Here is a 24,544-nt window from a genome sequence, read left to right as displayed (position 1 = left end):
CCATGTCTAGCGAAAGGCCTTCATGAAACGCTGCTGCACATTACCGATCGCAACATAGAGCACCGGCACCACAAACAACGTCAGCACCGTCGCCACCAACATGCCGCCAAAGATGGCAGTGCCCAACGATTGCCGACTGGCCGACCCAGCCCCCGTGGCGACCATCAGCGGATAGATGCCCAGCAGGGTCGAAATCGCGGTCATCAAAATCGGGCGCAGACGTTCCTGGGAGGCTTGGACAACGGCTTTGCTGAGGGATAGCCCTTCGTCGCGCAGCTGGTTGGCGAATTCCACAATGAGAATGGCGTTTTTGCTGGCCAGACCAATCAGCATCACCAGCCCCACCTGGCAATACACATCGTTATACAGCCCCCGCATGGATTGAGCGGCCAAAGCACCCAGCACCGCCAGAGGCACCGCCAGCATAATGATCAGCGGATCGACAAAGCTGTTGTACTGCGCCGCCAGCACCAGAAACACAAAGAAGATCCCCAGGCCAAAGATGATGGGCGCTTTGCCGCCCGACTCCAGCTCTTCGAGGGAAATGCCCGACCACTCAAAGCCCAGGTTGGGGGGCAGTACCTCCTGCGCCAGCGTCGCCATCGCCTGCATGGCCTGCCCGGAGCTGGTGCCCGGAGCCGCCGCGCCGTTGATTTCGATGGAACGATGCAGGTTGTAGTGGTTGATAATCTGCGGGCCGGTGGTGCGCGTCACCGTCACCAGGGCGCTGAGGGGAATCATCTCGTTCAGGCGCGATCGCACATACAGTTGCCCAATGCTGTCGGGGTCGGCGCGAAAGGCATCGTCGGCCTGCACGTAGACCCGATAGGTGCGGCCAAAGGCGTTGAAGTCGTTGACGTAGCGGGAACCGAGGTAGGTTTGCAACGTGCTAAAGATGTCTTCGACGGGGACTTGCAGGGCTTCGGCGCGATCGCGGTTCACCTCCACCTGGAGCTGGGGCGCGTTGGCCGTGTAGAGGCTAAACACCCCCTGCAAACCGGGAGTCTGGCTCGCTTTCGCCAAAATTGCCCCCTTCATTTGATCCAGCGCATGGATATCCGAGGTGCTGCTGTCGCGATCTTGAAGCTGGAAGACAAAGCCGCCGACGCTGCCCAGGCTGGGAATGGTGGGCGGGTTCACCGCAATCACAGGAGCTTGGGGAATGCCCATCAGCGGCATCCGCACCCGGTTGATAATGCCCGTCACCGACTGCTCAGGCTGCCGCCGCTCCTGCCAAGCTTTCAGCGGCGCAAACAGGATGCCCCGGTTGGGGGTGTTGCCGTTAAAACCCACACCCCCCATCGCAAAGGTACCCTCCAGTTCCGGCACCGCCAGCAGTCGCTGCTCGGCCTGGGCCACCACCTGCTCGGTGTAGTTGAGGGAGGTGCCGTCTGGCCCCTGCAAAATGCTGATGAAATAGCCCTGGTCTTCTTCGGGCAAAAACGCCTGGGGTACCTGGGTGTAGAGCCATCCCGTTGCCACCAGCAGCCCCACGAAACCGACCAGAACGAGGTTCTGCCATCCCATTAACCACCCCAGGCCCCAGTGGTAGCTGCGCTCTAGCCAGGTCAAAAAGCCGTTGATGCGGCGGTAGATCCAGCCGAGAGCGCCGGTTTGGCGAGGCTGTGCCCGCAGCAGCAGCGCCGAGAGTGCCGGGGTAAGGGTGAGGGCGTTGAAGGTGGAAAGGGCGATCGCAAAGGCAATAGTGAGCGCAAACTGTTTGTAGAGCTGCCCCGCCGTACCGGGGAAAAAGCCCACGGGCACAAACACCGCCATCAGCACCAGCGAGGTGGCAATCACCGCGCCCACCAAGTTCCGCATGGAGGCGATCGCCGCCTGCATGGGCGACATCCCTTCCTTTTGAATCAGGCGGCTGATATCCTCCACAATCACGATGGCGTCATCCACCACCATGCCCGTCGCCAGGGTCAGGCCAAACAGCGTCAGACTGTTGAGGGAAAAGCCAAAGACTTTGACAAAGGCGAAGGTGCCCACCAGCGACACGGGAATTGTGATGGCTGGAATGATCGTGGTGCGCCAGTCTTGCAGAAACACAAAGATCACCAACACCACCAACACCACCGCCTGCAACAGGGTGATAATCACCTCCCGAAACGACGCCTCCACAAACCGCGACGAGTCGTAGGGAATCTCGTAAATCAGCCCTGGGGGAAAGCGTTCCGCCAGCCGCGCCATCTCCGCCTTCACCACCTTGGCAATGGCCAGAGAGTTGCTGCCGGGGGTTTGCAAAATTTGGTACCCCACCGCCGGATGGCCGCTGTAACGGGCAAAGGTGCTGTAGCGCTCGGCCCCAAGTTCTGCCCGCCCCACATCCTTCAGCTTGACCAGATCGCCCGCTGCCCCTGACTTGAGCACCACCTCCTCAAACTCCGCTGGGCTGCTCAACCGTCCCAGGGTTTGCAGATCGATCTGGTAGAGCTGTTCATCATTATTAGGAGGTTGACCGATGCTGCCCACCCCTAGCTGCACATTCTGCTGGCGCAGAGCGGTGATCACATCCTGGGCAGTGAGTTGACGGCTGGCTAAGCGATGGGGGTCGAGCCAGATGCGCATCGCATAGCGCCGCTCACCAAAGGGAACGAGGGTGCCCACGCCAGGAATCCGTCGCAGCGCATCGAGCACATAGAGGTCGGCATAGTTGCTGATGAAGGTGTCGTCGTAGCGATCGTCCTCGCTGTAGAGCGCCATCGCTAGCACAATAGAGCTGGATTGCTTCGACACCTGCACCCCCGTTTGGCGCACCGCCTCCGGCAGTTGGGGTTCTACTTGCAACACCCGGTTTTGCACATCCGAGGCGGCAACATCAATGTCGTACCCCTGGCGAAACGTAACCACAATGGTGCTGGTGCCGTCGTTGCTGCTGGTGGAGCTGATGTAGCGCATTCCGGCCACGCCGTTGATCTGGCGCTCCAGCACGTTGGTCACTGTTTCTTCCACCACCTGGGCGTTGGCTCCGACGGCGTTGGCGGTGACGGTAATCTGCACCGGGCTAATGTCGGGATACTGCTCGATGGGCAGCAGCGGCAGGCTGATCAACCCCACCACCAGGGTAACCAGGGCACAGACAATGGCAAAGACGGGCTTTTTGATAAAGAAATCCGTAAACATAGGATCACCTTTGGATGTAGTGGGAACGTGCCTTCAGTGGTTGGGTGGAAAAAGGATTTACGTAGGGTGTGTCCCCGGCCTTAGGCCAACCCAATGAAGCACCAAAGTGCTCTGCTCTGGCCGAAACGCACCGTTAGCGTCTGAAAATCTCAATTCTGAATAGGGCTGATGGGCACACCGTCCCGCAGCATCAGCACCCCCGTGGTGATCACCACTTCACCGGGCTGTAGCCCCTCGGTCACCTGGTACTGGTTATCTTCTATTTCTCCCAGCTGCACCGACCGCTGACGCGCCACCGTGCCTTCTGGTTCAGACTCCGCCACAAATACAAACGACTCACTACCCAAATGGGTCACGGCACTAGTTGGCACTTGGGTGCCCTGGCGCTGGCTCCAGGTAGTCCTCGCCAGGACAAATTGATCAGCCCGCAGTTTGCCTTCAGCATTGGGCAACAGCGCCTTCACCAGCACGAGTTGAGTCGCAGGGTCAGCATTGGGCGCAACGAACTCAACCTGGCTGGTGCCCAGGGTTTGCCCCTGTCCATCCACCAGTTCCACGGGGCTACCCGGTTGCAGCAGCGACGCCCGCTCCGCCGGAACGGAGAAATTCACCTCCAGGGTGTCGTTCTTGGCCAGCCCGATCAGCGCTGTGCCCGGACTCACCACCTCGCCCACCTTGACGGGAATATCGCCCACCACCCCGGTAAACGGTGCGGTGATTTGAAAATAGGCTAGCTGGGATGCCTGAGCCTGCGTTTGGGCTCGTGCGGCCTGCCAAGATTGCTCGGCCTGGGCAATGGTGGCTTGCTGGGCGCGGATCTGCTCATCCATCGCGTTCAGCTGGGCGCGGGCCACTTCGAGCTGCTGGGCGTACTGGTCGCGCATTTGCCGAGAAACCGCCCCGGCCTCAGCCAGGGTGGCAAAGCGGTCATACTCCTGCTGGGCATACTGCACCTCGGTTAGCTTGGCCACCCGCTGCGCTGCGAGGGCTTGCAACCCAGCCCTCGCATTGGCAATGGTGGACTGGGCCGACTCGGCGGTGGCCGTTGCTCCACTCACCAGGGCTTGTTGTTGCTGCGGATTGATCTCAATCAGTACCGTGCCAGCGGTGACGCGATCGCCCGGTTGTACCCGAATTTGCGCGACCTGCCCCTGTACCTGGGGCCGCAAGAGAACGGACTGGTGCGATCGCAAACTGGCCACAAACGCCGACGTTTCCGCTAGACTCACGGCCTCCACTGTCAAGGTTTGCACGGGCATGGGGGGCTGCTGTGCCTGGGCTACAGGTACCACTTCCTGCTTGTGCCGCCAGCGCCACAGTTCAAAGCCGCCGCCAGTGAGCCAGAGCAGGGCAAAGATGAGCCAAAGGCGCGATCGCCACGGTCGTTTTTTAGGGCTTACCGCTGGCTCTGTCTGAGCCTTAGCGATGGGAAAATCAAAAGCGTCCATAACTGTTTGGAGATAATGGGTCTTCGTCAGGTCAAGCTAAAAAGCTGCCTAAACATCGTCGGGACTGGCCAAATATTGCTGCTCTAACCAAACGCGAACGTCATTAATAGAGAGTGATCGGAACGGCTCGTCGGCCAAGGAGTCTTGAATCATCCACCAGCTCTGACCTGTGCGATCAACGTACTCCCAAACTCGGGGCTCCATTTCCCCAAACAGCGCAAAAGAGAGTTCTCTAGAGGTGCGTGAAAGCCAGCCAAACAATGCTCCAACCGGTGATTTTTGCTTATTGCTTAGGGATGGCTCAATTCATTCCAAATCGCGATGAATATCAGGACTATCAGGCGAAAATTCATACATATTAGACTCCTGTTTGCGGTAGAAATACTCGATAGGGCAGCAGCAGCTTGCACTTAGAAAATCAGCCGATGGGCTCATTTAGTGGTAGTAGCGTTGCTCAAGCCAAATGCGTACCTCATCCTCAGAATCAAAGCGATGGAAATCATGGGTCAAAACCTCATAGACTCTGTAGTAGGTTTTGCCATGCTGGTCGCGGTCTGTGAAAATCTTGAGTTCGCTTGATGGAGTAAATAGCTCAACTATGCCATGCCAGATACGGTGAACGGCTTGCCTAAAACTCCATCTCTTAGGCCTTTCGTCAACCAGCTCAAACCACTCTTGAGCAAAGCCAGAATCTGTGTTAAGTCCGTTGGTGTTAGTGCTCATTAAAAGTTCCTCAACAGGGGTCAAACCAAACATAGGTAAACCATACAGTTTCCAGTCAGATGGAAAGTCAAGAGCTAATTCAAAGAAATTTTTGGCAATAAAAAAGGCCTGCGATCGCAGACCTTTCAACCTAGCTAAAGCTGACAAATAGCCCAGGGCAAACGCATACTCCAATATTTTCGCAGTAAGACCAGCTTTGGGGTGCCTTATCGCGAAAACGTCGGCATCTTACAGGCTGCTGATCGTTGAAACCCTTATTCCTTCGTGGCTCTAAATCAGTATGCGTTTGCCCTGACAAATAGCCCCGTTCAGTAGCCTTTTAGACTCAGGCTAGCTAAGATCCATAGTAAAAACGTTCATGAACCACCTGGCCATCTTGCCATTGTTGTACCGAAACCTGATGGTATGTACGTCGGCCCCATTGACTCGGATTTGTCATCAGTTAGTTGCAAGTGTGAATCTGACATATCCAATACCTTACGCAGGTTTTTAATTCCTGATTAGCTAGGCATAGTCTAACTTTAGAGCTTTCCCCTGACTGGAATGTCAAGAGGAAGTTTTAAAATAAAAAACTGGGCCTCTTGATTAGGCCCAGTGCAGCGTGTATTACTTACTGAGGGAGAGGTAAGTTTACTAGCTTTCGATGATCGGGCAGATGGCTTCATCCGTCTTGGCTACTGTGCTTTGCCACCCAGTCAGAAGCCCAGATAGCTCCTGCCTCAGTAATTGAAGTTGCTGAATTTTTTCTTCGATTTCTATCAGCTTTTCCTCTAGCTTGACTTGGATATGGGAGCAGGGTAAGTCTCCTTGATCGTGCACTTCCAAAAACTCTTTGACTTCGGCTAGGGTGAGGCCAAGGCTCTGGGCGCGCCGGATAAAGCCTAGCCGGGTAAAGACATCTCCCGCAAAAACCCGATAGCCGCCCTCAGTGCGTCCGGCGGTTTTAAGCAAACCAATCTCGTCGTAGTAGCGGATGGTTTTAACGGGTAAGCCGCTTTTCTTAGCGACAGCGCCAATTAGTTTAGGAGGGGCTTCAGTTAGCATCGCTGACCTCATCAAGGATTAAATCTATCCTAAACCCTCCAGTCGTCTAGAGAGTCAAGAGACAATTCTTCGACTTTAGCTCAGCCTCGATTTCTAACTCAACTGTCTTTTTTTTGCCTAGGGTTAGGGCACTGCCCACGTTACCCCTGAATTGATTAAGCACCAAACAACTCAAGCTAAGGGGGCCAGATTTGCCTCCGCAGCCTTTGCAACCGGAGGGCTAGATTTAGTGCAGCAGCGCATTGACTGGCTAGATTTGGTGCAGGTTGTGACAAGACTTGGCTGGTCATTGTTGCCCAACAATGACCAGCCAAGTCTAAGGCCGAGATGAAGATGCTGAGCGCTATGGCCGGAGTAAAGTCTGCCGTGACACTAGGCTCTTTAGGTCCAGGAGAAAAATATTCAGAGGAAGCACTGGCCGTTTTGCTACCGTTCTTAGACCAAGATTCGATGGACTAACCTAATCATGCCTTGACTGAGTGTTGAGCGATAATTGGCAGGGGTGCTTCCTTTCCCTTGTTTACATGCTTTCTCAAGGAAGAATATACCGAGTCAGAATAGACATGACCTCCCCAGGATTAGGGGTAGGTAGAAGCGGGCTCCATATTCCCACTTCGGCATAGCCAAGCCCATAGAGATTATGGATGGTGCTGGTAACACCCTTCGGGGAGCCAATCAGTAGATGGCGTAGCGGCTCTCGCCCAGACGGGACATCTTCTATTGCAATGGGCAAAAGCGGAGAGCGGGGATCCTTTGGATAGCTAGCCGGAGGTTGGGTCATTGTGCTTCACCAGGTGAGGAGTACTAAAGGGTCTTGAGAACACTGAGCGTTCTAACCGTGCCCAACGGACAAAGTCGCTTTAAGACCACGATAGTTTTGAAGTTGCCGTCAGGGCAACAAATCAATGCACAGATGACAACATCTAATCTCGTTTTCGTTTTCGCTTTCGTTCCCAAATCTCCCGGAGGTGGGAGGGTTCATTTTCAAACTGGCTCCAAAGAGCATGAACTTCGGACAGTCGACGCTTATCTGCCTCGGACGGATCGCGACGATGCTCTCCCTGCGAGAACCAGTGGGCCACGGTGCTCTTAGAGCGCCCGCATAATTCCGCTAATTCTTCGTAGGTGACAACCCAGTACTCTAGGAACTCTTCCGGCTCCATTTGTCTCGAAATCCTAGCCTTGTAAGCCCTGAACAGTTCCCAGTGTCGTCTGGTTGGGGTTTTAGCGGCTATCATGGCAAGAACTTGAATATGCACGGGTGACAACTTTTAAGGCCATGATACGTCAACTTAGAACTGATCCGTTAGTTTGCCTTGAGTACATTTGGCTGTCCTCTAGGTCTTTTTGTAGCTCCTGCCGAATGAGGGCAAATCGCTGCACATCTGCCTGGATCAGCCAGGACTCAATCTCGTAAAGCATTTGCCCATTGTCTCGCTGAGTCCGTAACGCGAGAATCGTCTCCGGCAGGTGGTGAGCATCGCCTCTAAACTCGATATTCAGATCGCGCCCCCGCTCCACGATTGTGTAAAACTGCTTACCCTCAAACACCCGCTGCCCCCGAGCTTGGTCGCGGCAAAACCGCTCCAGGAGCAGCACCGCCGTCCCCGCAATCTGCTCCTGGGTCTGGCGGTCAACGGGGATCGGTGTTCTGGGGCGCGGCGAGTTCACGTCAAGTCATTGATGAAGGGATTGAGCCCCGCCATGATGGCGGCATCATCGCCCAAGAACTCCCGCAATGGTTCATCCACCGGCCTTAGGTCAGGCACTGTTTTGATGGATGCTGCTGGGGTAGATGCCATGGAGCTATTGGCTGATGGTAGATGTCGTGGGTATGGCTTAACCAGTGGGAGAGCTGTCTTGGGTAGCGTTATTGAATCATCGAAGACTTCCAGTTCTGGGAGAAACCGCTCCTTGATTTCTAGAATCTGAGTTGTCAACTGCTGAATTGATTGCACAGCCTGCCGCCGAATTTCATCCTGGGGAGCCTGAACCGCTGCCATCGCAAACGGCCCATAGCAGCCATTCAACGCCGATCGCATACGGGCATGGAGGTCATGGCGTGATCGCCCCCGGCAGTAGCCAATCACCGCTACATCCAGCTCATCTCGGCTGGAGTATTGAATTCGGGCCTTCATTTCTGACGATTGGGTCATTCCTCTAATTCCTTGTCTCGGTTGTCTTGGGATGTCCGGGATGTTAATGAGCCTGGGTTGGCTTGGCGCTGTACATAAAGGTCTTGAACAACCCATAGACATCGGCCCAACGGACGCTGGTAATCAAGTCGGGTTCCGCCGTGCCATCTTGGCCTCGCAGTACGTCGGTCATTTCCTGTCGCAGGGTCTCGGCCCAGGTGATCTGCTGGGTAAGCCCTCGCTGGTCGAAAAACTGTTCCAGTTCTGGCCGAATAAAGTAGGCGGCACCCCCGCCGACAATTACATCAACCTCAGCCGAGGGCAGCCACTCCACCAAAAACTGGTTCACTCGATCCAGATAAAACTCCCGAGCGTAGCTACAGGCTCGGGTCAGATCGAGGGCTTCCTTGCGGCCTGGGACGTGGAAGGTGGGATGCTCCTGCAAAACCGCTTCCAGCAGAGCCGGGTCATCTGGGGCGACACCTGGCAGTTCGGTGGCACACTGCTTTAGATATTCCACAAACCCTGGTCCCTGGGAGGTGCTGTTGGTTTCCTGGGGCGTGCTGCCCTTCTCGAAGGTGAGGATAGAGAGATTGCGGTGGCCAAACATCAGAACGACAACGGTGGAGTCGCGAATCCCTATCCCAGCCCTGGCTAACTGCAACCCCTTGGCCAGATAAAGCCCTGCCCCCTCTGGCTGCATCTCGATGCGCTCTAACTGTCCAAACATAGATCGACCCCGAAAGCTGAAGTCAGAAATGGCCCCCAGGATCTGGGCCTTCAGCTCCTTGCGGTCTTGCCAGTATTCTTCCAACGGCAGCAGCAGACCTAGCTGAGCGGTGAACTCACACCCTGAGCTATCAGATTGCTGAGCTTTGAAAGTCTTCTCAGCGATCGCGCCTAGGGTGGCCAGAATTTTGTAGACGGCGCGATCGCGCTTGGGCAGGGCAAGACCCGAGTCACCTTTTTGGGCGATCGCCAACGCTCCAATGGCATAGGCACTATTGCCCACCATCACATAGGCACTGTCCTCGGGCTCCTGGCTGGTCAGCCCACCCAGCATCAGCCGGTCGAGCCGAGCGGGGTTCAACCGAGCCACCTGGGGGTCGAGGTGTAGCAGGTAAGGCTGGCCCTGCCAGTAGAGACACTTGGTGGCAGAGCTGCCCATGTCGATGTAGGTCTGGATGATTTGGGTCATAGTTTTGAATGCCAATGACAGCGTTTAATCAACAGCTTGAGAAGCGAAGAATGTCTTCCAGTTTGTTGATCGATATCTGTATTCTGAGTTGTCGTTTTTATTCACGACTTAATAACGACTGAATTGTTATCTTCAGTAAAATCCATCATGACTTTGATGGCCGATGAATTTCATTCACGACTTGATAACGACTTGTCAATCCAGAATCCAAGACAAGCCTGGAATCACCCAATCATTCACGACTTGATAACGACTTATTCACGACTTCTCCTTTTTTAGGATGCAGATTCCAATCAATAGATTGATGAATAAAAACAAAGTTTGCAGCTCTCTGAGCTGAGCAGAACTGGTATTTTCTGTGAGCTAAAACAGAGATTATTGCCCCTGTATTCTCCCCAGGGAATGCCCCAGCAAAAGCCTGATGGGCTGCCCTGGGGGCTACGCCACTCCACTGCGTTTCGTAGCTCCGCGTTTCACACACCACGCCCAGCCCTGGGCCAGGGAGTTGCCGAAACCCAGCAATATCAGGGGTTCCAGGTATGGGAGCCAATGATCGGTCGTTTACGAATCACTGACGAATTCACGGAAAAGCTCATGGGTAAAGGATTTAGCGTCTCGCTGCCCCTCGAAGAGGCGGCGATCGTCGAAAAAGAGGCCAATCGGCTGGGTCTGCCCGCCGCCAGCATCATTCGCCTGATGATGCGCGATGGTCAGCAGCGCCGCGAACTAGAGCGGCAGGTGGATGACCTGAAGGCTCGGATGGAGCTGCTGCAAGTGCAGTTTCAGGGACTCCAGATTTTGCTAGAGACCATCGCCCTGGAGCAGGCCAATGCTCGGGGGCCGCAGGCGCTGGAAAATCGCAAGGCGCTGATTCAGGAAATCCGCAAGCGACAGGGCTTGGTAGAGGGATAGGAGGTCAGTCATGCTCAGCCTGACGGTGATCAGCGCCAACCAGGGCGAAACCTACTACACCGCCGAGAACTACTACACCAACGAAGAGAACCAGGCCCACTCCGGTTGGTGGGGTCAGGGGGCCAAGAGCCTGGGACTAGCGGGCCAGGTGCAGGGGGGCGACTTCAAGAATCTGCTCCATGGCTCCCATCCCCAGGGGCACCAAACCCTATCGGGTCGAAAGATCGATCCGGAGCGCCATCGAGCCGGGCTGGACTTGACCTTTAGTGCGCCCAAGAGCATCAGTCTGGCGGCTCTGGTTGAGGGAAATAAAGCAATAGAGCAGGCCCATCGCACCGCTGTCACTCGCACTCTGGCCATCATCGAGGAGCGCTATGCCCAAACGCGGGTGCGGACGCCAGAGGGACGGCAGGCTATTGGTACAGGCAACCTGATCGTCGCCCAGTTCCAACACGACACTTCCCGCGAGAAGGATCCACAGCTGCATACCCATTGCGTCGTGATCAATGCCACGCAGTTGGACAATGATCGCTGGCAATCGCTCCACAACGACATTCTCTTCAAGCAGCAAAAGCTGCTGGGGATGATTTACCAGAACGAGTTGGCGGTGGAGGTACAGCGCCTGGGCTATGGCATTGAGCCCAGAGCCAACGGCCAGCTTGAACTCCGGGGGTACCGACCCGACGACCTCCAGACCTTCTCCAAACGGCGGGAGCAGGTTCTGGCGGCGGTGGAGGAGAACGCCACAGCCCAGGAGCGAGAACTGGCCACCTTGATGACGCGGGCACCCAAGGGCAAGGAAATTCCTCGCGAAGAGCTGCAAGCTTACTGGCAGCAGCAGGCTCAGGCGCTGAAGCTGGAACACCCTCAACCCCAGCTGATGGACTGGCAGAGCCAGCCGAAGCGGGCCACCCAAGCTGGGCTGACCCACTGCGCTGAGCGGGAGGCGGTGTTCCAGCGCGAGCAGGTGGAACGGTTTGCCCTGGAAAACCATCTGGGGCAGCAGTGCTTTGATGACGTGCAACAGACCTTGGACACCGATCCGGAGGTGATTCACACCCATGACCAGCGGCTGACCACCCAGACAGCGGTGTTGCGGGAGCTGGAGACCATTCGCACGGTGTTGGATGGCCGGGGAGATGTGGGGAGTATTGCTTCTCCAGACCTAGTGGAAGCACATCTGCGCGATCAGGGGTTGACCGAGGGGCAGGTGAAGGGGGTGATGTTGGCGGTCACTACCCGCGATCGCTTCATCGCCTGGCAGGGGATAGCCGGGGCGGGGAAGAGCTACGCCCTAAATCAGTTTCGTCAGATTGCGGAGTCCCAGGGCTACACCGTGCGGGGCTTTGCCCCGAGTGCAGAGGCGGCAAAGTCGTTGGGTGACTCGGCCCAGATTCAGCTGGTGGAAACGGTGGCGGCGTTGCTGTGTGCTCAACCGGTGGAACCCAATCCGTCTCAGCCCGAAGTCTGGGTGGTAGACGAAGCGGGGCTCTTGAGTGCAAAGGATGCGCTGGCCCTGGTGACCAAGGCCCAGGCGCAGCAGGCCCGAGTGGTTTTGGTGGGAGATACCCGGCAGCTGTCGGCAGTGGAGGCGGGGAACCCGTTCAAAAGTTTGCAGCAGGCGGGGATGGCGACGGCCTACCTCACCCAGTCCTTGCGGCAGAAGAACCAGCAGATCAAAGCAGGGGTTGACCTGATTGCTGCTGGGGAGATTGCGGCGGGGGTGCGGCAGTTGAAGCCGTACATTCAGCAGGTGAGTAGTCAGGAGGCGAGGGCAGCGGCGATCGCCCGCGACTATCTGGCCCTGACCCCAGACGAGCGCAAGAAGACTTTGCTCTTGGCAGGCACCAACCAGGAGCGGTTAGCGATCACCCAGCTAGTGCGAGATGGTCTAAAAGCAGAAGGAACCCTCGGCCAGAGTTTGACGGTGAAGAGGCTGAAAGCGAGGGATTTGACGGACACCCAGGCGGGCTATGCCCACCATTTTCAGCCGGGGAATGTGCTGATCCCCCAGGCCAGCTATAAGCGGCTGGGGTTGGAGAAGGGGCAGCACTACGAGGTGCTGGCGACGAATAGCCACAGCAATGAGCTGATGCTGCGGGGGCAATCTGGGGCAGCGTTACAGGTGGATCCAGCGCAGATTAAGCGGAAGTCGGTTTATGAGGTGGAGGAGATGGAGATTGCAGTAGGCGATTGCCTGCGGTGGACGCGCAATGACCATGCCTTGGGGCGACGCAATGGCCAGGAGTTTGAGGTTGTGGGTTTGGAGGAGGGGCAGGTGATGATTCGCTGGGGGCGAGGGGAGTTGGGATGCTTCGAGAGTTCGGAGCTGGCGCATCTGGACTATGCGGTGGTCAGTACCACCTATGCAGCCCAGGGTAAGTCGGCGGAGCGGGTGATTGGGGCGTTGGATCGCTATGTGGGGCGGGAGAGCTTTTATGTGGCGGTGAGCCGGGTGAAGCGGGAGCTGCGGCTATATGCCTCGGAGGATTTGGATCGACTGATTGAACGGGTGGAGCGATCTAGGGCGAAGGAAAACCCTGGAGAGGTTACGGGTATTAATAGTGGCCGCTCTCAGCCCGCTGATTTGCCACTACCGACCAATTTGAACAATTTAGTTGCTATGGCCAGTCAACAGGCAAACCTGTCTCACACAAGGCATGACAACCGTTCCAACCGACAAGATAGAGGCGTTGAACGATAGGGAATTGGCCGAAGTTATCAGTCAGCCTCAAAAATCTGGCTTGCTTTCAGAGTGAGATCTGGAAACTCGACTGAGGCAATGGCCCTCTGCAACCCAAATACTCCGACCTCTTGATAGGTCTCACCGGCTAGCGACAGCACCATGACGGTTTGGGCTACGGGGTCAACTAGCCAGTACTCTGGCACTCTAAGGGCTGCGTACTGAGCCCGTTTGGAGACATAATCGCGGTCTCGATTGGTTTTGCCAGGGCTGACAATCTCAACTACCAAGCGAGGGGGTGGCATATCGCGGGTGATGGTTAACCGCCTCTGGGTCAGCTCCAGATGCTCAGGGCGGAGAACCACCAGGTCGGGGTAGCGGTTGGCCGCATCGCTCGGTTGCAAGACTGGCACTTGTAGTTCTAACGCATGGATTTTGATTAACCGCAGGGGAGCGACGTTGGCCGCGACCAGCAGAAATTGCAGGTAATTAGCCAGCCAATTATTCGGTTCTGACTCAGGTGGCAATTCGACTAACTCTCCACGCACTAATTCAAAACGCCCTTCTAGCGGCGTCTCATCACTGTAGGCAAGATACTCCTCAAAGGAAGCGTGCTTTACCTTAGCCTGGGTCATAGCCTTTATCCCCGCAGACGTTGCTCTCATCCTAGCGTGCTGCATGGCTTTACCTAATCCATGGACTGCCCTGCCTACCCCTTGCATAAAAAGCTTTTAGTTAACCTGGCCCAAACTACCCAATCCTCAAAGATCCAGGTCAACCTATGGCAGACGTTCATGGCCTGCTTAACAGAGAAACAATGTAGATTCAGCGCTCCTGACCTTGACGAGAAATCGCTGGAGCCGTTGCACAAGGACGATGGCGTTGCTGAAGCCGCAACATCTCAGCCTGAAACCGCTTCAGATCAACCACAGTCAGGTTTTCCAAGGTGACAGTATCACCCTGGGCTTGCAAAATAGCGCCCCGGTCACGGGCCTCTATAGTCAGCTGCGCCCCCTTGGCAGCTATTCGATAAATTTGCCCCTGCACCCAAACTTTGGGATCTACCGTCGAGCGCTCACCAGTTACCTTTCCTCGCTCTGTCTGATGGGCATAAGCCAGAATTTCTCGGGCCTGGTGTACAAACGTTTGAATCTGAGTCGCTGAGATTGCAGGCTGATGGACTGCTGAAGTATGGATGACTGCGTCTCGCTTCTTTTGAGGTTTGCCCCCATTCAGAATGTGATGGTTCCTCCTGGCAGTAGTCTGGATAGACTGCTTCGTATTGCTAGGACACAGCTCTTGATATACCCCTCGGTCTAGCTTCCATACGCGCTTCCAAGCGCTGATCTCACCCCCCGTAAAAACCGCCGCCGGGGTGCAACTGCCCGGATCAACAACACTCTCCATAATTCTCTCCACCCGCTCAGCGTCAATCCCCAAAGCAGCCCCCGCCGCTCGCGCCAACTCCTCGGCATTGCCGCTAATCGGCACTCGGTTCTGGGCAGCCCAGTTCTCCCAGCCATAGAATTCACGCATGGCAAAGGTCAGCGAGTGCGATCGCGATTCTAATGGACTATCCCCATGCAGCACCGCCTGGGCCTTCGCTGCGGCCAGATCCTCCAGCCGCAAGACTCCCGGTTGGGCAGGCTGCGACTGAATTAGGGGGCGAGCCTGACGGGATGGCCTCTGCTCTCTTCGACCACTCACCGGGTACAGCCCGATCGCATCCAACCGCTCTACCCAAACCGGCGGTACCCGCTGCATATTGACATAGGCTTTGCCAGTTGGGCCAATCGTGGGAGCCAGCACCGTGAAGCGCCCCTGGCCCAGAGCCTCCCCCATGTGCTGGCCACCCACCCCATCCAGCGAGAAATTGGTAAACGTCTTTTCGTGAGCCTGCACTGCCAGCCGCCAGCCGCCGCTGTGAGTGCGCTCGATAAAAGTTTGCCGTAAGAGCGGGTACTGGCTCAGCCAATTGGCGATCCGCTGGTCGCAGGCCTGCTGCGACTCAAATTGCTTCACATCCACATCGACCCAAACGATGTTGTGCCAGCCGCCCAGGGTGCCAATGCCGTTGTCAGGGTGGGCAAACCAGGTCTGAAGCTCAGCCTGAGTCGGCAACCGATTCTGATACTGGGTATGCCTGATGAGATGGGGAATTCCACGGCTGTCCACATAGCTAGGATTCTTGCCGGTAAAGGCAGGCACCAGAGCCCCGTCTTTGTCGCGCTTCAGGCTGCCATCGAGATCGCGGGCCGGGTAACGAGTCGGGTCTTGGGCTGGGGCAACGGGCAGCGGTGGTAGCCCCTGCACCCGGAGCCAGTCAAACGTGGTGCGAAGGGCTGGGTTCATCGACTTGGCCTGCTGGGGTTTGAAAGATCCATTCCATGGGATGGACAGCACCCGTGACCAGTTCCAGACGGTTGACTGTGAGCTGCTGGTTCACCAGGGCATAGACCAATACCCCATCCCAAAACATCTCTAAGCGGTCAGGTTCGCGTTCCGCCGTCCACTCTACATCGAGCTGTATCTCATCGCCCTCCACATGCACAGCCTTTTGCCCATCACACAAAATCACGATGGACTGGGGGCGGTAGTCGGCGGGTAAGGGGGCCAGGGTCATCATCGTTCAAGTCCTGCTGAAGTCGGGGTGGGAACACGGTCTGATTCTAGGCGCTGCACAAATCGCTGAAACCGCTGGCAGTCTTCAGCCGTCACCACCGTGCGTTGAATTTTCCCCTGGGCCATTTCCAGAATGGTCTGGGGTTGGGGTGTCACCCGGCGGACGGTCAGCCGGTCGGCGGTCTGCTTCAGTTCATAGACTTTGCCGCGAAACTGGGTGTGAGGGCCTCGGGTCTGCCCGATCACCGACAGGATTTTTTTAGAAGCCTGGGCCACGTATTCCCCCCGCTGCTGCAACGCCTGATATTGAACCAGGTCTTGAGCCATCGCCTGCTGTAGGTTTGGCGCGAGGCCAAGACCGTTACCATTAGCCTGTTTGGCTGAGAGGCCCAACTGCTTGATCTGTTCCAGGTGTAACGGATCATGGCCCAAGTCGCGGGCAGCGCGGTACCAGTCCCGCAAAGTCTCTAAAGCTGGCCCTGGCAAGGGTTCTGATGCCTTGGGCGCTGCATCGTTGGCCTGTTGCCCCTGGTCAGCTACCGCTGGAACCGTGGGGCCAGATAAAGGGGGTGTCGGCGGATCTACGGCCACTTCTGACAATGGCGCGGTTGGCTGATGGTCTTCCACTGGAGCAGTCCAGGCTGGATCGGCAGCATGGCTCTCCCGATGGCCATTTTGGTGCGCCCCGTTGAACGGGGCGAGGTCAAATAGGCTTTGTACCTGGAATTCAGGTTCTTCAACCGCTGCTGCTGAAGCCTGGGGCGGGGGAATGGGTTCAACAGGAATTGGGGCAGGTTCTTTTAGGGTTGGTTCGGTCGGCTGGTGGGGGTGAAGGGCGATCACCCCCTCTCCCTCCGCAATCACCACCTCCCCCTGCCGGGTCAACCTGTCCAAGTACTTGTGCAAACTCCCCACCGGGAACCCTGCCACTCGTACCCGTCCGAGTTCCTTCACCCCAGATTCCATGCTGGTGCCAATCATCTCCAGATGCTCGATCAAGGGCCGAGCCCCGTCAAAAAACGCCTCATAAAACCGCTGATCTGGCGACTTCACCAGCACGATCGCATCTGGATACTGGTCTTTTACTTCCAGATACTGCCGCATGTCGCTGGGCATCTGCGATCGCTCATCCTCCGGTTCCTGTGGGGACACTTCGGGCTCCGCCTGGGCCTGTAGCTGAGCCTGGGCTGCTTCTGCAAACCCCTGCTGCACAATATTTTTGGAGAAAACTTGGGCAAAGGCACGATCGGGCAATCGCGACTCCCCACCCCGCAGACTCTGTACCGCCGTCTCCTTAAACTCGATATGCCCCTCCCCCCGCACCCGAAACACCATCTCCGAGTCAATAAACATATCGCCGTTCTGGGTCAGGTAGTGGGTCAGATACAGCTCATCGCCCTGCCGCTCTACCACCAGTGGAATAAACGGTTCGTTCTCGATCCGCAGGTGAAATTCTTGGGAGGTCATTACCTCCTGCTCAATCCCAGCATTCCTCAAAAACCGCAAAATTCGCTTCTCCAGTTGGCCCATCGGGGGCGGATTGGGTACACCTGGGGACACTGCATTTTCTGGTGGTCGAATCGGAGTTATGGGCTCTATGGGATTTGGCTTTGGCTGACTTGCGATCGCAGGCGCAACCGGCTGAGAAACAATTGGGGGCTTAACCGCTTCTACCTCCACCTTCTCCAGTGTTGGCAGCGATACCCCCATCAACTGCCGCGCCGCCTCCTTAAACTCAAACGCCGCCAGGGTATAGTTCCGCTGGTGCATCACTACTCCCAACATCCGCTCCAGCCGTTCTGGGGGGATGACGACTTCCATGCGATCGGCTACTGAATAGAAATCCGACCCCGCCGCCGAGATCAGATCCTCATCCAGGTAATAGCGCCCCCCCGACTCCTTGGACTTCGGCGCTTGCAGAATGAACCCGTCCCCCGCCTGCTGAGGCTTCAGCAGCAACAGCTCATCGAGGGTTTTCACCGTTCCCTGCCGGTTGGTCAAATCGGTCAAGAACCGAAACACCTGCTGCGGCTCCTTAAACGCCACCGGCTCCTTGGTCAGCTCCGACTCAATATCGAAGCCCTTCGGCATAATCAGCCCCTGGCAGACCTCGCCCTGGTAGTCGGTGTAGTTCACCAGCTTGCCGTTGGAGTATTTCTCAAACGCCTTGATCAGGTTCCCCGTGAAGATCTGCCGGTTGACCCGCCCCGCCTCCTGTTGCATGTCGAACAGGGAATAGACGCTGTTGCCAAACCAATCTTCGGTCTGAACCGTGGCATCGATCGCCCCCGCCCGCCCGGTGTTGAATTTCGACAAGGGCACCGTAATCTGTCGAGCCGAATCCGCGACGAGAATCCTGAGCTTCCAGCGGTTCGGTGCTGCCGGGCTCCCAGATCGCTTCTTAGCGTCGGCCCCAGCAACTACGCCATAGAGAATGGTCTTGCTAGCTGGTGTCACCAGCCGCAGCGGTGTGCCGGGCACAAAGGTTTCCAACACGCCAGAGACATGCGTGAGCTGCTGTTCAATGCGGTTATTCAGTTTCTCAATCGCCTTGCTATCTTGCTTTTGGGCCACTGCCGCCTGCCGATACTGGTTCGTCTGCGTTTCCAACTCGGTAATTGTCGCCGCCACCTGCTGTCTGGCCCGCACAGCCAGAGCATCTGAATCATGAGCGTCTACCGCAGACACTTCAGGGAGTTCCACCGATTCCCGCACCACATTAATCGCCTGAAGCTGAGTCAGCGGTTTACTCTCACTTTTGGCCTCTACCAGTTCCAGATACACCGGCCCCGTGAACTCGCTCGCCGTCTCGCTGTCATCGGCCATCACCTCCATCCGCGCCAGGGGACGAGCCTCCAAATCCAGCTGATCCGCTTCCAGAATGTTCTCCCCCATCGCCCGCGCCTGATCCACCAGGTCGCGGTACTCCGATTCGATCAGGCTGTAGACCGCTTCTTGTTCAGCAATGGGCAACAGCGGAATCCGCCCGGTCACCTTCTTGATCAGAGCAATATCCGAGGCATCGTTCCCGATTTGAGCAGCGGGGAAATCTAGCTTGGCATTGAGGTCTGGGTCATCCGCCAGCAGTTCCGTCACTACCTGCTCCCCGTAGGGGTTCATGAAATCCACCACGGTGTTCAGCGAGATATCCGTTTCCCGTGCCGCTGTGGTGTTGGCATTCAGGCTCGCCATCTTGCGACAGAGGATCGCCCCCGGTCGCTTTTCGGCTGGAAGGTCACCCATCAATAAGGTGTAGGCAGGCAGCGCTACCTGCCCGGTACGATGCACCCGACCCAGCATCTGCATAAACACATTGATGTCTCGTTCCGCCTGGGCCACAATCATGTGCCGAGGCCGCTGGTCAGCAAACTTCTCCGAGGCGTGGAGCGAGATGCCAGTCGAGCCCGAGCAGTTGAGCAGAATGACATCCGCATCCCCGGCGTTGAACTTGGCTACCGCATCGATCCTGCCCTTGGCTGTCTTTTCCTCCCCCAGTCGCACCTTGTAGGCCATAGCGCCATCAGCCCCGTACTCGATGCCCGCCTTGCGCCCGGTGACTTCGGTAACCCGGTAGCCAGATCGCTCCAACTGCTGCTCGATGTAGTCGATGGGGCTGATGGGAATGCCGCTGAAGTCAGACTCGCGGATGCAATCCAGGGCTTCCTCATAGGCCAGAACGGCATCGCTGCCCAGTTGATCATCGCTGAGGCGTAGCCGAGTAGAGTGGCCACGGTAGTCAGTCACCACCACATCTCTGGATCGCTCCAGATACCGCTCCAGCAGATCCCCAAAGGAAAGACTCATGGCATCCCCAGGGTTCAAATTTTGGGACTCCGCATAGTCCTCGATGAAGCTGCCCATAGTGTTGGCCACTGTGATCACGGGCTTCTCACCTCGGTTCAGGGCTGCAATCGCCTCCTCCACCGTCGCATCTGCCTTTTGGGCCAGCAGCCCCTGCTCAATGCAGTTGTGCATCAACGAGGTGAAGTTGGTACTCCTGGCTCCCACCTCGCCAATTGCCCCATCCTGCCCCAAGGCCTTCGCTTCCGCCTTCGCCTCATTACTGATCGCTTTCACCGCCTTCTGCTTGGCCCGGTCAAAATCCTTAATGGCCCGCATCGCCGCCGAGAAGTCATCGGCCACCTCCCGATCCACCGGCACCGTCTTGGCTTGAAATGAGATGCCCTCATAGGAGCGCTCGCGGCGCAGCATCTGCCCCGAGGCCACAAACTTGCTGGCGACAATCTGTTGAAGCGGCACCCCACCCCGAGTCAGAATGTTCTCCAGCGCCGTCATGCTGCTGACGCCCAGACGCAGGTCAGTGCGCCGGGCATACAAATCCATCACATCGGCCCGTTTGGCATAGGTGGCTGACGAGTAGAACACCCCCGAGGACAGGTCGATCAACTCCCGCACAAAGTCAGCCCGATCCGGTGGCCCCGCTTCTTTCCATCCGCCCTTGCTGCCCCCCGCCTGGTGGGCCTCATCAAGGATCAAGATGGCGTTAGGAGCCATGCGTCTGAGGAACGTCCGCCGCAGCGGTTCTTTCTTTCCTACCGTCTGGAGTTGGCTGTAGGTGGTAAACACAGCGCTGTAACGGCCCAGGTTCCCCCGTTGAATCATCGACTGCATTTCCGTCTGTTGCTTCGCCGCCCCGGCAGTCTTCAGCGCCGCGCCATTAGCCAGCGGAATCTCAGTGCCGCTATCAGTAATGAAGGGCATAAACCGCCTCATCCCAATGTCCCCCACATCCCGCATCATATCGGCATAAAGCGGTTTGTCCTTGGTGATGAACAGCGCAATCTTCCCCTGCTGCTGGGCATAGCGCATGATGCTGGCGCAGATGCGGCCCTTGCCGATGCCGGTCTGGTCACCCGTGATGAACCCGGCCCCCCGCTCGATATTGCTGATCGCCAGAGCTGAGGCATCGACCTGCTCAGCGCTGAAGTAGCCGTGCAGTTCAGAAACAGAACCATAACCCAGCCGGGTGGCCAGGTACTCATCAATGTCGCCGTGCTGCTGCTCAAAGCACTCCAGCGCTTGCTGGGCCGCACTGGCCATATTGAAGGGAATCAGGGTCTGAGTCGAAAAGCCTTTGCTTTTGGGCACATAGGCCACCTGCCGGGGCTGGACATCATAAGTGTCTGCCGACGGGGCCACAGCCTCGCCGGTTGCAAGAGGAGTATTCATGGTGGTTTCTGGATGAAGGGCTATAGGCTTAGTTCGTTCAGCCACGCCTCTAGCGTGGTTTCGTCGTGTAGGCTCAGCCAGTCCAGGTAATCCGGGTAGCTGGGGGTTACGGGCGTTACCGGAAAGATCCCCCCGTAGTGGCCCAGTCGTTCCTGAAACCGCCAGTTGCTCCGAATCAAGGTCTCCGCCCACTGCTGCCGCCAATACTCCAGGGCGAAGTCCGGCTCCTCGTCCGGCTCCAGTATCGGAATCTCCTGAGCCCAGTCCAATTCGCTGAGGGTCGTGGCCAGCCCTTTTTGCGTCTCGATTTGGGAGGTTTCCGAGACCGAGTCCTGAATCATTCTGTCCAGCCGGGTTTGCATCAGCTGCAGGTAAGTCGCTTCGCTCAGATGTTCTAGCGCTGGTGGCACCTTGACGATAAATAGCGTTCCCATGCCCTCCAGTGTCCAGAGGTTGGAAAAGTTGGGGTACTTGCTGGTCATGAACGGGTACGTCCAGGGTGAAACGGGCATGGTGGATAGGTTCATGGGGAATCAACTCCTTAAGTTCAGCAAACGATTTGTAGATAACCGGGACATCAGCGGCAGGTAACGGGCGTTCAGACCGTCCTCGGCCTTCAATCACAATCAAATCAATCGGAAAACCCGCGCCCTGTTTTCGGTACAGGTCACCCCAGATAGAAATGTGTTGGGTAACGGCGTACTGCTGGTACAGGGCATAAAAGAAGCCTCGACTTTCCAGGCTGTTGTAGCGCTCAGACCGGAGCTCTTCGTCTGCCCCTAGCTTGCCACCCAGGATCAGAACGGCGCGACCATCGTCTTTCATCGCTCCTAAAGCTTGAAACGAGATCGCCTGGTCAATCTGAGTCGTCCCCCGCAGATTGCCGGGCAACCTGAATCGCTTACGCTGCCCCTGCGCGTCCCGCACCGCGCCAAAGGGTGGGTTAGCAATCACCACATCGTGCAGGCGTTCTGGCTGATACTCCGCTGCGTCCCACTCCGTGACGCGGTACCCCTGAGCCCGCAGGTCAGCGGCGCGATCTGGATTGAGTTCATTGACGGTCACCTGGGTGGGGTCAGTTCCCACCAGCAATGCGCCATGTCCGGCAGAGGGTTCGTAGACGGTGGTGTCTGGGGTAATGCCCGCCAGGGTAGAGGCCAAAAACGCAATAGAAATGGGCGTGCTGTAGGCCTGCTGCAACACGCTGGTGGAGGAACGAACATTGAGGGCTGGCTGGCGGTTGTGCAACTCGACCAGCTGCTCATAGGCATCGAGGGAAGTGGCCGAGGCTTGAAGAATCCCCTGGGCCGCTCGCACCACCGCCCCCTCCACCGCTTCATCCACCTGCTTGGCCAGCGCTGTGCCGGGGTTGACCGGTGTGCCCAACACCAGCGCCGCCTGTTGTCGGGCGGCGGTAATTGTCGTAAACCCTTCACCCCCCAGAAAATGGGCGGTGAAGTGGTTCACGAGCTGCTGTTGGGAATCTTCTACCATTCCTACTCACCCATGGCCATGCCGACAGCGCGGCTGCGTTGTTGGCTGTTCAGGGGCGTCACTGTCGCCGGTTGGTGCCGCTGTAAATCCTGGCTGAGTTCCCGGTCAATAAAGCGGAAGTAAGCCACATCCTTAGACGTGAGATCAGACTTGATTTTGCCGTTGTCGATGCTGAGAATCTGACCCCTCTCACCCGCTTGAATTTTCAGGCTGTTGGGGGTCTCCTCAATCCGGTACTGGCTACCCCCTTGAAAGACCCGCTTGCCCTGCACGTTGGGGCGGCTGCCAGTGACATCCAGCAGTTTACGGGCGGTTTTCGCTAGGGCCAGGGCAGTGAGATCGCGGGTGATGCCCATGTCCCCGGCTGGCGCGAGGTTACCCAGTTGCCGTACCCGCATGGGAGGCTCTGGGGACAGACCATCAATCCCCTGAATTTGGATCTGCTGGCGGGCTTTCATGAAGTCGGCCTCTTGTGATGCCACCATGTCGTTTTTGAGGATGTCCAGCCCCCAGCGGGTTTTGCGAGCCGTCATCAACTCGATACCGTCGCGGTCTGAGACAGTGACCATACGGCCCTTAGAGCTGACTACGTAGTTTTCCGCCACGTAGAAGCCTCGACCAGGGCTATAGGCGGTGCCGTATTTCTGGAGCAAATCCACCGCTGTAGAGGCGACCTGCCGACTGCGGATATTCGCCGCCAGAGCCACCACCCGTTCAGTCAATTGCTGGGACGAGCGCTGCATCACCCGAGTGGTTTGCTGCATCCATTTCTGGGTGGCTTTTTCGACCACCTGCTGGTTCTGGCGCTCCATCACGTCGAGGATGGAGACCACCTTGGGTGAGGCCATAGCCAGAGGCTGAGCTGCAACTCGGGTGGGTGCAGGCTGACTTGCAGATGGTTGTTGCTCTGGCACTACAGCCGTCACAAGGGCCGGAATGTCCTTGGCTGTGGCAATCTCGGGTTCTGCTTCCGCTTTGACCGGGGACAAAGGCGGTGGGATTGGGGCCACAGTATCGTCTGCCCGTTGCGGAGCCGAATCTGTTGGCCCTTGGACGACAGCAGGATGAGATACTTCCGCCTGGTTAGCCGAGTCAGGCTCCAGCCGGTTGGTCTCAACAGCCCCCTTGCTCATCCGGTAAACCAGCTCATCTCCAGCCTTGATATTGATCGTCCCTTTGGCCCCGGTAGTCACCTCAGCCCCCGATTGCGGAGGCGCATCTACTGCGGCCTGGAGCAACTTTAGCGTATTGGCATTGAGCTTGTTGATAGGGTCTTTATCGACATAGCCTTCGCGGTAGACAATCTCGCGGCCCATCTTGATCTCGATAGGCTCAGCAACAGCTTGGGGCAGATCCACGGCATCCTCGGGCTGAGAATCCTGTGCTTCAGTTTCCGGGTCTTGCTCCTTTTGCCGAGCCGCCTGAAGCCGCTCGCGCAGCATCTGGATAAAGGCCTGTACAGCCTCGGCGGTTGATTGAGCCGTGGCCGCTGCCATTTCGCTAGAGGCCAGGGTGGTGTGAGCATAATCCTGCTCGATTTGTTTGGCTTCTCCGGGATTAACTACGGCTTGCATGGTTCCTCCTTTAAGGGGTCTAGTCCTTCTAACTCCATCAGGGGCATGATTGTGATGCGGTTAATCACCTCCAGCCCTTGAACCGAAAAGTAGGCGGTGTCACCATCGATCAGCCACTCCACCAGGGTTGGCGTATAGTCAATATCCACATCGGCGCACTGGGCCTGAATCCGGCCATCCCGCCAGTGAAACACCGTCACATCGTCGTACAGCAACTCAATCTCGCGAGGCACATAGTCAGCACCCAGGGGCGGCTGATCTAGCTCCAACGCCAGATCAGCGGCGATGTTGGGGTAAGCCAGTAGGGCAGTGACCGTATCGACGGGCAGCTTTGCCCGCAGGGTCTGCGCCAGCATGAGATCGGGGGATTGAATCGTTGTTGTCATCGGGTT

16 protein-coding genes are annotated in these 24,544 nt (G+C 57.1%); 2 read left to right on the top strand and 14 right to left on the bottom strand.

Going from position 1 to position 24,544, the window contains the following annotated elements; all coding sequences use genetic code 11:
• Positions 1-6 precede the first annotated feature (6 nt).
• The 8 genes from IQ265_RS06195 to IQ265_RS06165 all read right to left on the bottom strand — a co-directional run bounded on the left by IQ265_RS06195 (position 7) and on the right by IQ265_RS06165 (position 9,677).
• Positions 7-3,129 (bottom strand): efflux RND transporter permease subunit, encoded by a 3,123-nt coding sequence (locus IQ265_RS06195; protein WP_194051600.1) that lies wholly within the window; start codon positions 3,127-3,129, stop codon positions 7-9.
• A gap of 149 nt (positions 3,130-3,278) precedes the next feature.
• Positions 3,279-4,577 (bottom strand): efflux RND transporter periplasmic adaptor subunit, encoded by a 1,299-nt coding sequence (locus IQ265_RS06190; protein ID WP_194051598.1) that lies wholly within the window; start codon positions 4,575-4,577, stop codon positions 3,279-3,281.
• 435 nt (positions 4,578-5,012) lie between these two features.
• The gene (locus tag IQ265_RS06185) at positions 5,013-5,474 is read right to left on the bottom strand and encodes a hypothetical protein (protein ID WP_194051596.1); all 462 of its coding nucleotides are present in this window, start codon (positions 5,472-5,474) and stop codon (positions 5,013-5,015) included.
• Between the two features lie 459 nt (positions 5,475-5,933).
• On the bottom strand, positions 5,934-6,344 hold the full coding sequence (locus tag IQ265_RS06180; protein WP_194051594.1) for a MerR family DNA-binding protein: 411 nt from the start codon (positions 6,342-6,344) through the stop codon (positions 5,934-5,936).
• A gap of 532 nt (positions 6,345-6,876) precedes the next feature.
• On the bottom strand, positions 6,877-7,125 hold the full coding sequence (locus IQ265_RS29850; protein WP_278002727.1) for a hypothetical protein: 249 nt from the start codon (positions 7,123-7,125) through the stop codon (positions 6,877-6,879).
• 506 nt (positions 7,126-7,631) lie between these two features.
• Positions 7,632-8,015: a hypothetical protein gene (locus IQ265_RS06175; protein ID WP_194051592.1), complete on the bottom strand. Its 384-nt coding sequence runs from the start codon at positions 8,013-8,015 to the stop codon at positions 7,632-7,634.
• Positions 8,012-8,500, bottom strand: a complete 489-nt coding sequence (locus IQ265_RS06170; protein WP_194051590.1) for a hypothetical protein — start codon at positions 8,498-8,500, stop codon at positions 8,012-8,014. Before IQ265_RS06170 ends, IQ265_RS06175 begins: the two co-directional genes overlap by 4 nt.
• Positions 8,501-8,543: 43 nt before the next feature.
• Positions 8,544-9,677, bottom strand: coding sequence for a ParM/StbA family protein (locus IQ265_RS06165; protein ID WP_194051588.1), 1,134 nt, complete (start codon positions 9,675-9,677; stop codon positions 8,544-8,546).
• 594 nt (positions 9,678-10,271) lie between these two features.
• Between IQ265_RS06165 and IQ265_RS06160 the strand changes: the two genes are divergently transcribed.
• Positions 10,272-10,589: a hypothetical protein gene (locus IQ265_RS06160; protein WP_035985554.1), complete on the top strand. Its 318-nt coding sequence runs from the start codon at positions 10,272-10,274 to the stop codon at positions 10,587-10,589.
• Between the two features lie 10 nt (positions 10,590-10,599).
• On the top strand, positions 10,600-13,293 hold the full coding sequence (gene mobF / locus IQ265_RS06155) for a MobF family relaxase (RefSeq protein WP_194051586.1): 2,694 nt from the start codon (positions 10,600-10,602) through the stop codon (positions 13,291-13,293).
• A gap of 17 nt (positions 13,294-13,310) precedes the next feature.
• On the opposite strand, the gene IQ265_RS06150 is transcribed toward mobF, so the two are convergent.
• The 6 genes from IQ265_RS06150 to IQ265_RS06125 all read right to left on the bottom strand — a co-directional run bounded on the left by IQ265_RS06150 (position 13,311) and on the right by IQ265_RS06125 (position 24,538).
• Positions 13,311-13,907 (bottom strand): Uma2 family endonuclease, encoded by a 597-nt coding sequence (locus IQ265_RS06150; RefSeq protein WP_194051584.1) that lies wholly within the window; start codon positions 13,905-13,907, stop codon positions 13,311-13,313.
• A 190-nt stretch (positions 13,908-14,097) separates the two neighbouring features.
• Positions 14,098-15,624 (bottom strand): bifunctional DNA primase/polymerase, encoded by a 1,527-nt coding sequence (locus tag IQ265_RS06145; RefSeq protein ID WP_194051583.1) that lies wholly within the window; start codon positions 15,622-15,624, stop codon positions 14,098-14,100.
• Positions 15,596-15,898, bottom strand: a complete 303-nt coding sequence (locus IQ265_RS06140; protein ID WP_194051581.1) for a hypothetical protein — start codon at positions 15,896-15,898, stop codon at positions 15,596-15,598. Before IQ265_RS06140 ends, IQ265_RS06145 begins: the two co-directional genes overlap by 29 nt.
• The gene (locus IQ265_RS06135; RefSeq protein ID WP_228037630.1) at positions 15,895-22,578 is read right to left on the bottom strand and encodes a strawberry notch C-terminal domain-containing protein; all 6,684 of its coding nucleotides are present in this window, start codon (positions 22,576-22,578) and stop codon (positions 15,895-15,897) included. The genes IQ265_RS06140 and IQ265_RS06135 overlap by 4 nt, the downstream gene beginning before the upstream one ends.
• 2 nt (positions 22,579-22,580) lie before the next feature.
• Positions 22,581-24,152: a hypothetical protein gene (locus tag IQ265_RS06130; protein ID WP_194051579.1), complete on the bottom strand. Its 1,572-nt coding sequence runs from the start codon at positions 24,150-24,152 to the stop codon at positions 22,581-22,583.
• On the bottom strand, positions 24,140-24,538 hold the full coding sequence (locus IQ265_RS06125; RefSeq protein ID WP_194051577.1) for a hypothetical protein: 399 nt from the start codon (positions 24,536-24,538) through the stop codon (positions 24,140-24,142). The genes IQ265_RS06130 and IQ265_RS06125 overlap by 13 nt, the downstream gene beginning before the upstream one ends.
• Between the last annotated feature and the right edge of the window lie 6 nt (positions 24,539-24,544).

Source organism: Nodosilinea sp. LEGE 06152 (assembly GCF_015207525.1).
GTDB lineage: Bacteria > Cyanobacteriota > Cyanobacteriia > Phormidesmidales > Phormidesmidaceae > Nodosilinea.
Note: the sequence above shows the minus strand (reverse complement) of the source record. Positions and strands in the feature narration are given on the sequence as shown.

Excerpts from the sequence above, each read along its gene's own strand:
- IQ265_RS06140 (WP_194051581.1), bottom strand. The coding sequence starts at position 15,898 with ATGATGACCCTGGCCCCCTTACCCGCCGACTACCGCCCCCAGTCCATC.
- IQ265_RS06190 (WP_194051598.1), bottom strand. The coding sequence starts at position 4,577 with ATGGACGCTTTTGATTTTCCCATCGCTAAGGCTCAGACAGAGCCAGCG.
- IQ265_RS06160 (WP_035985554.1), top strand. The coding sequence starts at position 10,272 with ATGGGTAAAGGATTTAGCGTCTCGCTGCCCCTCGAAGAGGCGGCGATC.
- IQ265_RS06165 (WP_194051588.1), bottom strand. The coding sequence starts at position 9,677 with ATGACCCAAATCATCCAGACCTACATCGACATGGGCAGCTCTGCCACC.
- IQ265_RS29850 (WP_278002727.1), bottom strand. The coding sequence starts at position 7,125 with ATGACCCAACCTCCGGCTAGCTATCCAAAGGATCCCCGCTCTCCGCTT.
- IQ265_RS06170 (WP_194051590.1), bottom strand. The coding sequence starts at position 8,500 with ATGACCCAATCGTCAGAAATGAAGGCCCGAATTCAATACTCCAGCCGA.
- IQ265_RS06130 (WP_194051579.1), bottom strand. The coding sequence starts at position 24,152 with ATGCAAGCCGTAGTTAATCCCGGAGAAGCCAAACAAATCGAGCAGGAT.
- IQ265_RS06125 (WP_194051577.1), bottom strand. The coding sequence starts at position 24,538 with ATGACAACAACGATTCAATCCCCCGATCTCATGCTGGCGCAGACCCTG.
- IQ265_RS06135 (WP_228037630.1), bottom strand. The coding sequence starts at position 22,578 with ATGGTAGAAGATTCCCAACAGCAGCTCGTGAACCACTTCACCGCCCAT.
- IQ265_RS06180 (WP_194051594.1), bottom strand. The coding sequence starts at position 6,344 with ATGCTAACTGAAGCCCCTCCTAAACTAATTGGCGCTGTCGCTAAGAAA.
- IQ265_RS06145 (WP_194051583.1), bottom strand. The coding sequence starts at position 15,624 with ATGAACCCAGCCCTTCGCACCACGTTTGACTGGCTCCGGGTGCAGGGG.
- mobF (WP_194051586.1), top strand. The coding sequence starts at position 10,600 with ATGCTCAGCCTGACGGTGATCAGCGCCAACCAGGGCGAAACCTACTAC.
- IQ265_RS06150 (WP_194051584.1), bottom strand. The coding sequence starts at position 13,907 with ATGACCCAGGCTAAGGTAAAGCACGCTTCCTTTGAGGAGTATCTTGCC.
- IQ265_RS06195 (WP_194051600.1), bottom strand. The coding sequence starts at position 3,129 with ATGTTTACGGATTTCTTTATCAAAAAGCCCGTCTTTGCCATTGTCTGT.